Source organism: Streptomyces sp. NPDC048664 (genome assembly GCF_040650555.1).
Classification (GTDB): Bacteria; Actinomycetota; Actinomycetes; order Streptomycetales; family Streptomycetaceae; genus Streptomyces.
The window spans coordinates 47,860-62,350 of sequence record NZ_JBEZHK010000012.1 but is presented as its reverse complement, the minus strand read 5'-3'; the positions used below and the strand labels follow the sequence as shown (position 1 = coordinate 62,350).

Annotated in this window: 10 protein-coding genes; 6 read left to right on the top strand and 4 right to left on the bottom strand. The window is 70.9% G+C overall.

Going from position 1 to position 14,491, the window contains the following annotated elements; all coding sequences use genetic code 11:
• Nucleotides 1-3 precede the first annotated feature (3 nt).
• Nucleotides 4-750 (top strand): DUF3159 domain-containing protein, encoded by a 747-nt coding sequence (locus AB0C59_RS15740; RefSeq protein ID WP_363004709.1) that lies wholly within the window; start codon nt 4-6, stop codon nt 748-750.
• A gap of 375 nt (nt 751-1,125) precedes the next feature.
• Here AB0C59_RS15740 and AB0C59_RS15735 read toward each other — a convergent pair whose 3' ends face one another.
• Together AB0C59_RS15735 and AB0C59_RS15730 are read right to left on the bottom strand one after the other, a co-directional pair.
• Complete coding sequence (locus tag AB0C59_RS15735; protein WP_363004707.1) at nt 1,126-1,797, bottom strand: TrkA family potassium uptake protein; 672 nt, start codon at nt 1,795-1,797, stop codon at nt 1,126-1,128.
• Complete coding sequence (locus AB0C59_RS15730) at nt 1,797-2,468, bottom strand: TrkA family potassium uptake protein (RefSeq protein ID WP_363004705.1); 672 nt, start codon at nt 2,466-2,468, stop codon at nt 1,797-1,799. The genes AB0C59_RS15735 and AB0C59_RS15730 overlap by 1 nt, the downstream gene beginning before the upstream one ends.
• A gap of 290 nt (nt 2,469-2,758) precedes the next feature.
• On the opposite strand from AB0C59_RS15730, the gene AB0C59_RS15725 reads away from it, so the two are divergent.
• Both AB0C59_RS15725 and AB0C59_RS15720 read left to right on the top strand, forming a co-directional pair.
• Nucleotides 2,759-4,807 carry an APC family permease gene (locus AB0C59_RS15725; protein ID WP_363004703.1) on the top strand — a complete coding sequence of 683 codons (2,049 nt, stop codon included), beginning with the start codon at nt 2,759-2,761 and terminating at the stop codon, nt 4,805-4,807.
• A gap of 115 nt (nt 4,808-4,922) precedes the next feature.
• Nucleotides 4,923-6,242 carry a class I SAM-dependent RNA methyltransferase gene (locus AB0C59_RS15720; protein ID WP_363004701.1) on the top strand — a complete coding sequence of 440 codons (1,320 nt, stop codon included), beginning with the start codon at nt 4,923-4,925 and terminating at the stop codon, nt 6,240-6,242.
• Here AB0C59_RS15720 and AB0C59_RS15715 read toward each other — a convergent pair.
• Both AB0C59_RS15715 and AB0C59_RS15710 read right to left on the bottom strand, forming a co-directional pair.
• Nucleotides 6,235-9,531, bottom strand: a complete 3,297-nt coding sequence (locus AB0C59_RS15715; protein WP_363004699.1) for an AAA domain-containing protein — start codon at nt 9,529-9,531, stop codon at nt 6,235-6,237. The two genes, AB0C59_RS15720 and AB0C59_RS15715, sit on opposite strands and share 8 nt — an antisense overlap.
• Nucleotides 9,532-9,641: 110 nt before the next feature.
• Entirely contained in the window at nt 9,642-10,628 is a 987-nt protein-coding gene (locus AB0C59_RS15710) for a helix-turn-helix domain-containing protein (RefSeq protein ID WP_363004697.1), read from the bottom strand.
• Between the two features lie 63 nt (nt 10,629-10,691).
• Here AB0C59_RS15710 and AB0C59_RS15705 point away from each other — a divergent pair, with 63 nt between their 5' ends.
• The 3 genes from AB0C59_RS15705 to AB0C59_RS15695 all read left to right on the top strand — a co-directional run bounded on the left by AB0C59_RS15705 (nt 10,692) and on the right by AB0C59_RS15695 (nt 14,487).
• On the top strand, nt 10,692-12,077 hold the full coding sequence (locus AB0C59_RS15705) for an MFS transporter (protein ID WP_363004695.1): 1,386 nt from the start codon (nt 10,692-10,694) through the stop codon (nt 12,075-12,077).
• On the top strand, nt 12,061-12,795 hold the full coding sequence (locus AB0C59_RS15700; RefSeq protein WP_363004693.1) for a DUF6193 family natural product biosynthesis protein: 735 nt from the start codon (nt 12,061-12,063) through the stop codon (nt 12,793-12,795). Before AB0C59_RS15705 ends, AB0C59_RS15700 begins: the two co-directional genes overlap by 17 nt.
• A gap of 108 nt (nt 12,796-12,903) precedes the next feature.
• On the top strand, nt 12,904-14,487 hold the full coding sequence (locus AB0C59_RS15695) for an FMN-binding glutamate synthase family protein (protein ID WP_363004691.1): 1,584 nt from the start codon (nt 12,904-12,906) through the stop codon (nt 14,485-14,487).
• Nucleotides 14,488-14,491 lie beyond the last annotated feature (4 nt).

The following is a 14,491-nucleotide window of genomic DNA, read 5'->3' as shown; positions in this document are numbered from 1 at the left end:
CCGGTGACGTCACTCGAGAAGCCGACCGAAGACACCCAGCACGATTCACGGGCGGTGACGGAGGCCGCGCTCTTCGAGGCGTTCGGCGGCGTCCGCGGCATGGTCGAGACCGTGCTGCCGGGCCTGTTCTTCGTCACCATCTTCACGATCAACAAGGACCTTCACTGGTCGGCGATCGCCGCGCTCGTGGTGTCCCTGGCGATGGTGGTGGTGCGCCTCGTCATGAGGGACACCGTCAAGCACGCCTTCAGCGGTGTGTTCGGCGTGGCGTTCGGCGTGGTCTTCGCGATGATGACCGGCAACGCGAAGGACTTCTACCTGCCGGGCATGCTCTACACGCTGGGCCTGGCCCTGGCGTACATCGTCACCACGCTCGCGGGGGTCCCGCTGATCGGGCTGATCCTCGGCCCGGTCTTCAAGGAGAACCTCTCCTGGCGCACGCGCAACCCGGGCCGCAAGAAGGCCTACGCGAAGGCCAGCTGGGCGTGGGGCCTGATCCTGCTCGCCAAGTGCGCGATCCTCTTCCCGCTGTACTGGTGGGCCAACACCTCCCAGCTCGGCTGGGTCCTGATCGCGCTGAAGATCCCGCCGTTCCTGCTCGCCGTCTGGCTGACCTGGGTCTTCCTGGCGAAGGCACCCGCCCCGATCGACGTCTTCGCCGAGATGGAGGCGGAGGAACAGGCCGAGAAGGCCCAGCAGGCCCAGAAGGAGCCCACCGAACCGGCCGGCAAACACCGCAGGAACCCGTAGCCCTGGCTAGCTAGAGACCCGGGAAGGCCGCCACCCGGCTGACCGGGTGCGCGGGGGACCGCGAGAGCCCCCCACGGCCCGGAACCCGACAACGAACGCGCGGGACGTCGACCAGGGGCGCGGGGAACCGCGCAAAACCCACCCACGGGCCAGCACTCGACAACGAACGGGCAAGCCCACTGACAGGGGCGCGGGGAACTGCGCGAAATCCACCCACGGGCCGGCACCCGACGACGAACGCGCGGGCCGTCGACCAGGGGCGCGGGGAACTGCGCAAAACCCACCCACGGGCCGGCACCCGACAACGAACGGGCAAGCCCACTGACAGGGGCGCGGGGAACTGCGCAACCCCACGCCCCCGGCGAACCGAACCGGCTAAGCCTCCTCGCGCCGCACGGACAGCAGCTCCTCCAGCTGCTCCTCCCGCGCCTGCGCCGCCACGAACAGCAGCTCGTCCCCGGCCTCCAGCGAGTCCTCCAGGGACGGCGTGAGCACCCGCGTCCCCCGGATGATCGTCACCAGCGACGTGTCCTGCGGCCACTGCACATCGCCCACCCGGGTACCCGCCAGCGCCGACTCCGGCGGCAGCGTCAGCTCCACCAGGTTCGCGTCCCCATGGCTGAACCGCAGCAGCCGCACCAGGTCGCCGACACTCACGGCCTCCTCGACCAGCGCCGACATCAGGCGCGGAGTGGACACGGCGACGTCCACCCCCCACGCCTCGTTGAACAGCCACTCGTTCTTCGGGTTGTTGACGCGCGCGACCACCCGCGGAACGCCGTACTCCGTCTTGGCGAGCAGCGACACCACCAGGTTGACCTTGTCGTCACCCGTCGCGGCGATCACCACGTTGCAGCGCTGGAGCGCCGCCTCGTCCAACGACGTGATCTCGCAGGCGTCGGCCAGCAGCCACTCCGCCTGCGGGACACGCTCGACCGAGATCGCGGTCGGAGCCTTGTCGATCAGCAGGACCTCGTGCCCGTTCTCCAGGAGCTCGCCCGCGATCGAGCGGCCCACCGCGCCGGCACCGGCAATGGCGACCCTCATCAGTGACCGCCCTCCTCTTCAGGCCCCTCGGAGAACGACGCCTCGACCGTGTCGACGTCGTCCGTCCGCATCATCACGTGCACGAGGTCGCCCTCCTGCAACACCGTCTGCGAGGTCGGCAGGATCGCCTCGCCCAGCCTGGTGAGGAACGCGACCCGTACGCCCGTCTCCTCCTGCATCTTGCTGATCTTGTGCCCGACCCACTTCGGCGAGGCGTGCACCTCGGCGAGCTGGACGCCCCCGGTGGGGTCGCGCCACAGCGGCTCCGCGCCCGACGGCAGCAGCCGCCGCAGCATCTGGTCCGCCGTCCAGCGGACCGTGGCGACGGTCGGGATACCGAGCCGCTGGTAGACCTCGGCACGGCGGGGGTCGTAGATACGGGCCGCGACGTTCTCGATGCCGAACATCTCCCGCGCGACGCGCGCCGCGATGATGTTCGAGTTGTCGCCGCTGGAGACCGCGGCGAAGGCGCCCGCCTCCTCGATGCCCGCCTCGCGCAGGGTGTCCTGGTCGAAGCCGACCCCGGTGACACGACGGCCGCCGAACCCCGAGCCCAGTCGTCGGAAGGCGGTGGGGTCCTGGTCGACCACGGCGACCGTGTGCCCCTGTTGCTCCAGGGTCTGGGCGAGAGCGGATCCCACTCTTCCGCAGCCCATGATGACGATGTGCACGACCGTCCTTCCGATGTCATCCGATGCCGATGTCGCGACATCGACGCCGATGTCGATATCGCGGCTCAGGTGAAGTGCAGGGAACAGGGTCTCAGACCGCCGCCCAAGCTACACAGGCACGGTCCACGTCGGTCACCCTTGCCCACGGGCGCGCCGGACCGTGTTGCGCGCCGCCGCGCGCCAGAGCGCCCCGGGAGAGCCGTCGGGGAGGCCCCGCGCGACCCCCTCGTGAGGCAGATCTCCGTCCGCGGGTGGGCGGCCCCCAGTTCGAACCCTTACGATCCTCTCTTGTGTCCAAACTGACCGACGTGCCCAAGCGGATCCTGATCGGGCGCGCCTTGCGCAGTGACCGGCTCGGGGAAACGCTCCTGCCGAAGCGCATCGCCCTCCCCGTCTTCGCCTCCGACCCCCTCTCCTCCGTGGCCTACGCGCCCGGCGAGGTGCTGCTGGTCCTGTCCATCGCAGGAGTGTCGGCCTACCACTTCAGCCCATGGATCGCGGTCGCGGTCGTCGTGCTGATGTTCACCGTGGTCGCCTCCTACCGGCAGAACGTGCACGCGTACCCGAGCGGTGGCGGCGACTACGAGGTGGCCACCACCAACCTCGGCCCCAAGGCCGGCCTCACGGTCGCCAGCGCCCTTCTCGTGGACTACGTCCTCACGGTCGCCGTGTCCATCTCCTCCGGCATCGAGAACCTCGGCTCCGCGGTCCCCTTCGTGATCGAGCACAAGGTGCTGTGCGCGGTCGCCGTGGTCGTGCTCCTCACGCTGATGAACCTGCGCGGCGTCAAGGAGTCGGGCACGCTGTTCGCCATTCCGACATATGTCTTCGTGGCCGGCGTCTTCATCATGATCGCCTGGGGTGCCTTCCGGGGCCTCGTCCTCGGCGACACCATGCGCGCGCCCACGGCCGCGTACACGATCAAGGCGGAGCACCAGGGCCTCGCGGGCTTCGCGCTGGTGTTCCTGCTGCTGCGCGCCTTCTCCTCCGGCTGTGCCGCGCTCACCGGCGTCGAGGCGATCTCCAACGGCGTGCCGGCCTTCCGCAAGCCCAAGTCGAAGAACGCGGCGACCACGCTCGCGATGATGGGCCTGCTCGCCGTCACCATGTTCTGCGGCATCATCGCGCTCGCCATGACGACCAAGGTGCGGATGGCCGAGAACCCCGCCACGGACCTCCTGCACCACGGCGTCGGAGTGGGCGCCGGCTATGTCCAGAACCCGGTGATCTCCCAGGTCGCCGAGGCGGTATTCGGCAAGGGGAGCTTCCTGTTCCTCATCCTGGCGGCGGCCACCGCCCTGGTGCTGTTCCTCGCCGCGAACACCGCCTACAACGGCTTCCCGCTGCTCGGCTCGATCCTGGCCCAGGACCGCTACCTCCCGCGCCAGCTGCACACCCGCGGCGACCGGCTCGCCTTCTCCAACGGCATCGTGCTGCTCGCGGGCACGGCCAGCCTGCTGATCTTCATCTACGGTGCCGACTCGACCCGGCTGATCCAGCTGTACATCGTCGGCGTGTTCGTGTCGTTCACGCTCAGCCAGACCGGCATGGTCCGGCACTGGAACCGGCACCTGGCGAGCGAGACGGACCAGGCGAAGCGCCGCCACATGGTGCGCTCCCGTGCCATCAACGCCTTCGGCGCCTTCTTCACCGGCCTGGTCCTGGTCGTCGTCCTGGTCACCAAGTTCACACACGGCGCCTGGGTCGCCCTGCTGGGCATGTGCATCTTCTACGTGACGATGACCGCGATCCGCAGGCACTACGACGGAGTGGCCGAGGAACTCGCCGCTCCCGAGGTACCCAGCGACGACAGCGTCCGCCCCTCGCGCGTCCACTCGGTGGTGCTCATCTCCAAGATCCACCGCCCCACGCTGCGTGCCCTGGCCTACGCCAAGCTGCTGCGCACCGACACCCTCGAGGCCCTGAGCGTCAACGTCGACCCGGCGGAGACCAAGGCGCTGCGGGACGAGTGGGAGCGGCGCGGCATCGACGTCCCGCTGAAGGTCCTCGACTCGCCCTACCGCGAGATCACCCGCCCGGTGATCGAGTACGTCAAGGGCCTGCGACGGGAGTCCCCGCGCGACGCCGTCTCCGTGATCATCCCGGAGTACGTGGTGGGCCGCTGGTACGAGCATCTGCTGCACAACCAGAGCGCCCTGCGGCTCAAGGGCCGACTGCTGTTCACCCCGGGTGTCATGGTGACCTCGGTGCCCTACCAGCTGCAGTCCTCGGAGGCCGCGAAACTGCGCGCCCGCCGACGCCAGGACTGGAACGCGCCGGGCGCCGTACGGCGGGGCCCCGCGGAACGCGCCAAGGAGTCGTCGGCCTCGCAGAGCTGAGAACCCGCCCGCTCGTGGTGAACGGCCGGACGACACCCACGTAGACTGGTGGGCTGTTGTCCGGCCGTGGCGTAGCCGCCCCCTTGCCCCCTCGCGCATCTGGAGTCGTCCCCCCATGCAGGCAGAACCGAAGAAGTCCCTGGTGGGGGAGGAGTACGAGGTCGAGATCGGCCCCGTCGCCCACGGCGGTCACTGCATCGCCCGCACGGACGAGGGCCAGGTCCTGTTCGTCCGGCACACCCTGCCCGGTGAGCGGGTCGTGGCGCGGGTGACGGAGGGCGAGGAGGGCGCCCGCTTCCTGCGCGCCGACGCCGTACGCGTCCTGGAGGCCTCCAAGGACCGTATCGACGCGCCCTGCCCCTACGCGGGCCCCGGCCGCTGCGGCGGCTGCGACTGGCAGCACGCCAAGCCGGGCGCCCAGCGCCGGCTCAAGGGCGAGGTGATCGCCGAGCAGCTCAGCCGGCTCGCCGGCCTCACCCCCGAGGAGGCCGGCTGGGACGGCACGGTGGTGCCGGCCGAGGGCGACAAGCTCCCGGCGGGCGACGTCCCGCAGTGGCGTACGAGGGTGCAGTACGCGGTGGACCCCTCCGGCAGGGCAGGCCTGCGACGGCACCGCTCGCACGAGGTGGAGCCGGTCGAGCGCTGCATGATCGCTGCGGAGGGCGTCAGCGAGCTGGGCGTCGAGAAGCGGTCCTGGACGGGCATGGACTCGGTCGAGGCCATCGCCGCGACGGGCTCCCAGGACCGCCAGGTGATCCTCACCCCGAAGCCCGGCGCACGGCTGCCCCTGGTGGAGCTGGACCGGCCGGTGTCGGTGCTCAGGGTCGACGAGCGGTCCGGCGGGGTGCACCGCGTCCACGGCCGCCCCTTCGTCCGCGAACGCGCCGACGGCCGCACCCACCGCGTCGGAGCCGGCGGCTTCTGGCAGGTCCACCCGAAGGCCGCGGACACCCTGGTGACCGCGGTGATGCAGGGCCTGCTGCCGCGCAAGGGCGAGACCGCGCTCGACCTGTACTGCGGCGTCGGCCTGTTCGCCGGCGCACTCGCGGACCGGCTCGGCGAGCAGGGCGCGGTACTCGGCATCGAGTCCGGCAAGCGCGCGGTGGAGGACGCCCGGCACAACCTGGCCGACTTCGACCGCGTCCGCATCGAACAGGGCAAGGTCGACGCGGTCCTGCCGCGCACCGGCATCACCGAGGTCGACCTCATCGTCCTGGACCCCCCGCGCACCGGCGCGGGCCGCGACACGGTGGCCCACCTCTCCACCCTGAGCGCCCGCCGCATCGCCTACGTGGCCTGCGACCCGGCAGCCCTGGCCCGCGACCTGGCGTACTTCCGGGAGGGCGGCTACCGGGTACGGACACTGCGTGCGTTCGACCTGTTCCCGATGACCCATCATGTGGAGTGCGTGGCGATTCTGGAGCCGCTCAAGTAGGGCGGTTGCCCCGGAGGCGTATGTCCTGGGTCCAGGCGTTGGAGCGGCCGGAAGGGGTCGTCTTGCACGGGGTGGCGTAGCAGCGCCAGAACCAGTTGCCGTTCCTCCGCCGTCGGATCTCGATCTCCGTGCCCCGGCACCGGCCGCACTTCGGCGGGTGGGCGAAGGTCTCCGCGTGCTCGTGTGCGAGCAGCTTGCGGGCGAAGTACGCGCCGCGCATCGCGACCATCACCTCCCGTGTCCAGCTCTGGGACAGCGCGTTCAGGCTGCCGAGGAGCACGGTCCGCTCGTCGAGGACCGCGATCTTCTGGTGCATGACGTTCATCGGGATCACGGTGTGGGCCACGGCGCGGAGATCCGCGATCAACGCCTGGCTCGCGGGCTTGCGCTGCAACTGGTCGGTGTCGTCGCGGATGAAGACGGTGATGCGTACGCCCCGGTCGGCGGCGGCCGCGAGGGCGGGCAACAGGGAGCGGAGCCGCTTTGCGACCCACGGCGCCCAGAGCCACAGGGAGTGCTCCGCCCGGTTGATCTCCTCGGCGAAGGTGTCGTAGAAGGTCGTCTCGTCGTGCACGTCGGTCACCTCCACGTGCCGACCCAGCACCTCCGCCAGAGCCGTGCCGAACTCGCCGCGGAGCGGGACCGGGGCCGTCGGCGGAGTGATGAGGTGCTTGGCCTTCAGGACCCGGACGCCCGAGGTCCCGATCAGTGTGGCAAGCCGGGCCAGGGCCGTTCCGGGTGTGGCGTTCCTGACGCGGGCCCCGCCGGCGACGACGTACAGACGGGTCTTCGTCCGGGTCACCGCCACGTTGAACAGGCGGACGCCGTTGCGTCGCCAGGCATCGGCTCCCGGCTGCCGATGGGCGAGGGCCATCCACAGCTCGCGGCTGTCGCCGCTGCCCTCCACCGTGTCGAAGACGACGACGTCGAACTCCCGGCCCTGGAACCGGTGGGCCGTACCGACCTCCGCGAGTGGGCGCCCGGCGCCTTCGACGTCGCGCAGCGCCTCGAGGGTGGCCTCGGCCTGGACGGCGTACGGCGTGACGATGCCGGCCTCTTCACCCTGTTCGTGGTGGAGTTCCACCAGGGCGCGGGCGATGAGCGATCCGGCGGGCCACCATCCTTTTCGGCTGCCGGTCAGGTGGGCGCGAGCCAGCTCGTCCAGGCCGTCGGTGTCGATGAGGACGATCTCGGGGTCGTTGTCCTGCCGCTCCCGCAGCACCTGGGGGCCGCCGGTGAGGACACCGCCGTACGCGAGGTCGTTGGCCAGGCGCATGACGGCGGGGCCGAAACGGTGCTGTTCGGTGAGCGTGACGCACGACGGGTGCGCCTCGGCGTCCGACGGTTCGTGGATGCCGCAGTGCTGGAAGACGTCCGGGTGCAGCCATCGTCTGATGTCGGGGCGGTCGTTGTTGCCGAGGGCCGGCGGGATCACCGGCCCCAGCTGCATGAAGTCGCCGAGCAGGACGGCCGCCCGGTCTGCCTTACCGGTGGCGAGCAGGACCTCGGGGAGGGTCGCGGCACCCGCCTCGTCGACGAGGACCACGTCGTACGGCCCTTCGAGGACCGTCCGGTTGGTGCGAAACCGGGCCAGGGTCGTGGCGACCAGCTTGGCGGACTTGATGATCTCACCTTGAGCGTTGCGGGCGAGCCGTTCGTATCCCTCCTGCGCCAGCTTGTACCGCTTCTCCAGCTCCGGTCGGCGGGTGCGGTCGGCGGCCACGGCGGGACGCAGCCGTTCGGCCCGATCATGCTGGGCCGGCAAGCCTCGTCCGGCGGCCTGTTCGGCCAGGTCCTGGGCCTGTCGGGCGCGGACGGCGGTCTCGGAGGCCCGGGTCGCCTCTTGTTCGAGGGTGAGCGTCTGCTGCTCGGCCTGTGCGCTCTCGGCCGCGAGCGAGACGGCGTCGGCTTCGAGCCGGGAGATCTGGTCCCGGCTGAGCGGGATCGTCTCGACCAGCGCGTCGACTCGGGCATCGACACGGGCGATGTGCGCGGTCGCGGTGGCGCGGGCCTCCTGTGCTGCCACACGGGCGTCGGTGGCCGCCTGTCGGGCGTTCGCCAGTTCGTCCTGAAGGCCTGCGATCGTGTCGCGCTGTCGCCACCTGCTGACGGCGCCCTTCGCCTCGAGTTCCTTCAGCCTCAGCTCCAGGGAACGGCGGTGGTCGTCCGCGAGGAGCGCGTCGGCCTCGCTGTTTCCGGCCGCGTCCCGCACGCGGGTGATCTCCTGCGAGAGCGCGTCGACTTCGCGCCAGCGCTCCTTCGACGCCTCGGCGGCCTTCTGACGCGCGCGTGCTGCCCCGACGGCCTCCCCGAGGCGGTGGAGGCGTCGGACTGCCTGGCTGAGCTTCTCTTCCGCCTCGGTCACCCGGGCCTGTGCCGCGGCCACGTCCTGTCCGGGCGTCCGTACGAACCTCAGCGCCGCGAAGTACGACGGGGCGTCAAAGCCCGCAAGGCCGCTTTCCAGCACTGCCAACTGCTGGGCCCGGTCCCCGATGGCGACGAGCTCGGCCTCGAGTTCCGCACACCGGGCCGCCGCCTCCGTCAGCCGTGCCCGGACCATCAGGGGCAGGGACACGGAAGGGTCCTCGGCCACCTCGCGCAGGTGCGGTGTCCCCACCCGGACGATGTCACCGAACGCGTGGCGCTTCTCCCGCACCACCCCCAGCAGGGCGTTGTCCACGGCGATGTTCGTGGCCGACACCAGCAGCACACGCCGGCCCTGGGCGATCAGGTCGCCGATGGCCCGCTTGAGGACGGTGGTCTTCCCCGTACCAGGTGGCCCCCACACCAGGTGGACGCCCTCGCCGAGGCAGGCCCGGTACGCGTCCGCCTGGGCAGGATGGAAACCCGGCGGATCGATGGTGTGCGCCGAGGCGCCGCCGATCGTCGCGGTCGCGAGAGCGGTGGCGAGGGGATGTTCACCCAGTTGGGCGATACCGTCACGCAGGGCCTCGATCAGGAAGGTGGGCGGCTGCTTGAGCATCCACAGATGAGGGTCGGCGATCTCGGCGAACCTCGGTGCCAGCAGGGTGAGCAGGGAGCCGTTCTGCACGGCTTCGGAGACGGCGAAGCCCTTGGTCTCGATGCCGTCGTCGTCCGGCCCGGCCAGCCTCAGTGAGTCCAGCTGTTCGGGTCCGATGTCGGAGCCCCGTAGATCGACCACGTACCGGCGCAGGTCGCCGCTCCGGGCCGCCCGCCCGACGAGCTGCCAGCGCGGCTGCTTGCCCGCGCCTCCTTCGACGGCGATCCACTCGCCGAGTGCCGAGGCGATCTCCTCGCGCCATCCCACCTACCGTCCCCCGATCCGCCCGGTCCGGTCGCCTGCTCGTTGCTGCGCCGTACCCTATCCACCTGGTGGTTGTCACATAAAGTGAACGGCTCGTGCGAGCCTGGCCTCGCTCAACCCGCCCCCCGGAACGTGTTGCGGTACACGCGCGGTGAGATGCCCAACGTCTCCCGGAAGTGCTGGCGCATCGCCGTGCCGGTGCCGAAGCCCGCCACCGAGGCGATGCGGTCCACGGGCTCGTCGGTGCGCTCCAGGAGGCGACGAGCGTGCTGCAACCTCTGCTCGGCCAGCCAGCGCATCGGGGTCGTTCCCGTCTCCAGCAGAAAGCGCCGGCTCAGGGTCCGCACGCTCACCGACGCCTCCCGCGCCAGATCCTCCAGGAGCAGCGGCTCTCCCAGGTGGCCGAGAGCGTAGGCGCGGGCGGCTGCCGTCGAACTGCTCCCGGGCGCGGGCACCGGCTGCTCGATGTACTGGGCCTGTCCGCCCTCCCGGTGCGGTGGCACGACGGTTCGGCGTGCCACCGCGTTCGCCACGTCGGCACCGTGGTCGCTCCGGATCATGTGCAGGCACAGGTCGACACCGGCGGCGACGCCCGCGGAGGTCAGCACGCCCCGGTCGTCCGTGTACAGCACATCGGGATCCACGGCGATCTCCGGATAGAGGCTCCGCAACTCGTCGCACGACTTCCAGTGCGTCGTGGCCCGCCGTCCCGCGAGAAGCCCGGCCGCCGCCAGCACGAACGATCCGGTGCAGATCGAAGCCACCCGGGTCCCCGCCCGGATGTACCCGAGCGCCCGGCGCACGGACTCGTCCAACCGTCCCCGCTGCTGGGGCCGGTAGTCCTCTTCGGCGGCCGGCACGAGCACGGTGCCGGCGTCGCCGAGCGCCTCCGGTCCGTGGGCGACGTTCACGGTGAAGTCCGCGTCCGTCGCCAGCTCGCCGGGCTCCGGCGCGCAGGTCGTCACCGAGTACAGCGGTCGGCCTCGGGCATCGACGGCGGTGCCGAACAAGCGGTGGACGATGCCCAGTTCCATCGGCAGCAACCCTGGACGAACCAGGGTGACCACGCGATGCGGTTCCGTCCCCTTCATCTCAGCCATGGCCGGACTCTTTCACTACGCGTCCATCTGGCCCATGGTCATGCGTCCCTCACCGCACGAAGGATGGAGCGCATGGACGACACGACGATCGGACATCCCGGGCACCGGCAGGAACACGACCGCCGTCGTTCTCCCGACTCCGGACCACGCCGCACGCTGCACCGTGCCTGGTGGGTCGCGGCGGTGGCGGCTCTGGCCATCGTCGTCGCCGGATCCTTCTCCACGATGCCCGGCATCCTGCAGAGCCCGCTCCAGCGCGAGTTCCACTGGACGCGCGGCACCGTGGTCGTCGCCTCCTCGGCGAACATGGTGCTGTACGGGCTCGCCGCGCCGTTCGCCGCGTCGCTCATGGACCGCTTCGGCGTCCGCCGCGTGGCCGTAGCGGCCCTGGCGACCGTGGCGTCAGGCTCTCTGCTCACCACGGTGATGAACGTCCCCTGGCAGTTCACCCTCTTCTGGGGGTTCCTCGTCGGCCTCGGCACCGGCTCCCTCTCCATGACGTTCGGGGCCACCGTCACCACCCGCTGGTTCACCACCCGGCGCGGCCTCGTCACCGGCGTCCTCTCCTCCGGCAGCGTCCTCGGCCAGATGGTGTTCCTGCCCGCTCTGTCCTGGACCATCGACCACTACGACTGGCGCCCCGCCCTGGTCACCCTCGCCCTTGCCGCGTCGGCCGTGGCCCCGCTCGCCTGGCTGGTCCTGCGCGACCACCCCGCGGATCTCGGGCAGCGCCCTTACGGCAGCGGCGAGTTCGTGCCCAAGCCGCCCCCGATCGCCGGGGCCGCCCGGCGCACCCTCACCGTGCTCCGCGACTCCGCCCGCACCGCACCCTTCTGGCTGCTGGCCGGCATGTTCGCGATCTGCGGCGCCACCACCAACGGCATCATGTGGACGCACTTCACCCCCGCGGCCCACGACCACGGCATGGCCGTCACCACCTCGTCCGAGCTGCTCGCCCTCATCGGCGTCTTCAATGTCGCGGGCACCGTCGGCTCCGGCTGGCTCACCGACCGCATGGACTCCCGCCGCCTGCTCGCGGTCCACTTCACACTCCGCGGCATCCTGCTCGCGCTCCTGCCCGTGACGATGGCGGCCACCGTCACCCCGCCCATGATGGTCTTCGTGGTCGCCTTCGGCCTCCTGGACCTCGCCACCGTGCCTCCGGTCATCGCCCTGTGCCGCGCCTTCCACGGCGAGGACAGCGCCATCGTCTTCGGCTGGGTCAACGCCGCCCACCAGATCGGGGCCGGTGCGGCCGCGCTTCTCGGTGGCGTGGCCCGGGACGCTCTCGGCACCTACGACCCGGTCTGGCTCGCCCTCGGCGCCACCTGCGGCTGCGCGGCACTCGTCGCCATGCTCGTACCTGTCACCGGCGTCGAAGCTCCTCGAACCGGTTACGCCGAGGGGGGCGGCCGGGGCACAATCGTGACTCATGGCCGCACCCAGTGATCCCTCCACTCTCTATCCCGACATCGCGACTGCGGGGAGCCTCGCCGCCGCGCTCCAGGCCGTCGCGACCAGGGACGGCCTGGGCGTCTCGTTCAGCGCCTCCGAGTCCGACCCGCTGCGAGATGCCTCCGTCACGAGCACCGTCCCGCACCGGACGGTTCTGTCCATCAGCGCCTGGGCGGTCGAGCGCCGTTGGTCGATCCGCGGGAGCGAGCCGTCCCAGGGCATGACGCTCGTCGACGGCGACACCGACGACCTGGCCCAGGTCGCTCGGGCCGCACAGGCCTGGCATGACGGCGCGGAACTCGCGGCCCTGCACCGCGCCGCGCCTTTCGTGCACCTCACCGGGCGCTTCGAGGTGGCGGACCACGACCCGGTGCAGCTGACCGAGTCCGAGTGGCAACACCTGCGCACGGAAGCCGGCGAGGTCGACTGGCCCGAGTACCGCGCGCTCATCGAGGCGGCGTACGCCGAGCCGGCGCTACGGGGGCTCTACCCCTTCACCAGCCACTGGACGCTGCGGTTCTCCACCAGTACCCGTCCGCGTCTCAGCGTTGTTCCGCTGTGTGTGAATGCCTACCGCCAGAAGCCGTACACCGTCAGTGCCCAGCTGATGGGAGAGGCGCTGGCCGAGGCGCCGACGGCAGAGGAGGCCGTGTCGGCGGCTGTCCGCCGTCTGCCCTCCGGCCTGGGCCCTGTCACGCATGGAGCAGGCTGAACAAGCCGGGCTCGGCCTCGGTCAAGGATGCCGGCTCCTGGCTCTCGTGACGTGACCCGGTGCGAAGCGGGCGGGCATGGTTGGCGGGAACGCGGCAATGCGCGAGATGTGACTCGTGTTGGAATCGTCCTTCTCTTCCTGGTGGCCGGCCTCGGATCCGTCGTGGCGGCGGTCGGGGTGTCGCCCCTGTGGTGGTGCGCGGCCGTCCCGCTCGTGTGTGTCGGAGCGCTGGGAGCCCGGGATCTGCTCCAGCGCCGGCACGCGGTGCTGCGCAACTATCCCGTCCTCGGCCATGCCCGCTTCCTCATGGAGGCGATACGCCCCGAACTCCAGCAGTACTTCATCGAGCGGAACTACGACGGGCGCCCCTTCGACCGGGACGTGCGCAGCATCGTCTACGAGCGTGCGAAGGGCACCGACGCGGAGGAGCCCTTCGGCACCGAACGGGACGTGTACCGCTCGGGGTACGAGTACCTTGTCCCCTCGATGGCGCCGTGCCCGGTGCCCAAGGAGCCGCCACGGGTGCGGGTGGGCGGCCCGGACTGCGCCCGTCCGTACGACATGGCGCTGCTGAACGTCTCGGCGATGAGCTTCGGTTCGCTGTCGTCCAACGCCGTGCTCGCGCTCAACGCGGGCGCGGCGGCCGGGGGGTTCGCCCAGGACACCGGTGAGGGCGGCCTGTCCGAGTACCACCTGCGGCCGGGTGGCGATCTCATATGGGAGATCGGCACCGGGTACTTCGGCTGCCGCACCGACGAAGGCGCCTTCGACGCGGCCCAGTTCGCCGACAAGGCAGCCCACGACCACGTCAAGTGCGTCTCCCTCAAGCTCTCGCAGGGCGCCAAGCCCGGGATCGGCGGAGTCCTTCCGGGCGCCAAGGTGAACGCAGAGATCGCCCGGGTCCGGGGCGTTCCCGAAGGGCGGACCGTCATCTCCCCGCCGTATCACCGGGAGTTCTCCACTCCGCGTGAACTCGTGCGGTTCATCGCACGGATGCGGGAGCTGTCCGGAGGCAAGCCCGCCGGGTTCAAGCTGTGCGTGGGCTCGCGCGCGCAGTTCCTCGCGGTGTGCAAGGCCATGCTGGAGGAGGGCACGGCGCCCGACTTCATCGTGGTGGACGGGGCCGAGGGCGGGACCGGCGCGGCGCCGCTGGAGTTCGCGGACCATGTGGGCGCTCCGCTCACCGAGGGGCTGCTCACCGTGCACAACGCCCTCGTCGGCGCGGGGCTGCGCGACCGGGTCCGGATCGGCGCCGGCGGAAAGATCGCCACCGCCGCCGATCTGGTCAAGCGCATGGTGCAGGGGGCCGACTACGGCAACGCGGCGCGGGCGATGATGTTCGCCGTCGGCTGCATCCAGGCGCAGAGGTGCCACACGAACACCTGCCCCACCGGTGTGACGACCCAGGACCCCCGCCGGGCCCGAGCCCTCGACGTCGGCGACAAGGCGCCCCGCGTCCAGCGCTTCCAGGAGGCGACGGTCGCCGGCGCGCTGCAGATCATGGCCTCCATGGGGGTCACCGACCCCGCGCACCTGCGCCCGCACATGCTCCGCCGGCGCGTCGACCCCGTCACCGAGCGCTCCTACGCCGAGATGTACGAGTGGCTGGAGCCGGGGCAGTTGCTCGTGGAGCCGCCCGAGTCCTGGGCGGCCGACTGGAAGACCGCCGACCCTGACCGTTTCACCGTGTGAACTG

Coding starts and splice junctions, on each gene's coding strand:
- AB0C59_RS15735 (WP_363004707.1), bottom strand. CDS start 1,797: ATGAGGGTCGCCATTGCCGGTGCCGGCGCGGTGGGCCGCTCGATCGCG.
- AB0C59_RS15720 (WP_363004701.1), top strand. CDS start 4,923: ATGCAGGCAGAACCGAAGAAGTCCCTGGTGGGGGAGGAGTACGAGGTC.
- AB0C59_RS15710 (WP_363004697.1), bottom strand. CDS start 10,628: ATGGCTGAGATGAAGGGGACGGAACCGCATCGCGTGGTCACCCTGGTT.
- AB0C59_RS15705 (WP_363004695.1), top strand. CDS start 10,692: ATGGAGCGCATGGACGACACGACGATCGGACATCCCGGGCACCGGCAG.
- AB0C59_RS15700 (WP_363004693.1), top strand. CDS start 12,061: ATGGCCGCACCCAGTGATCCCTCCACTCTCTATCCCGACATCGCGACT.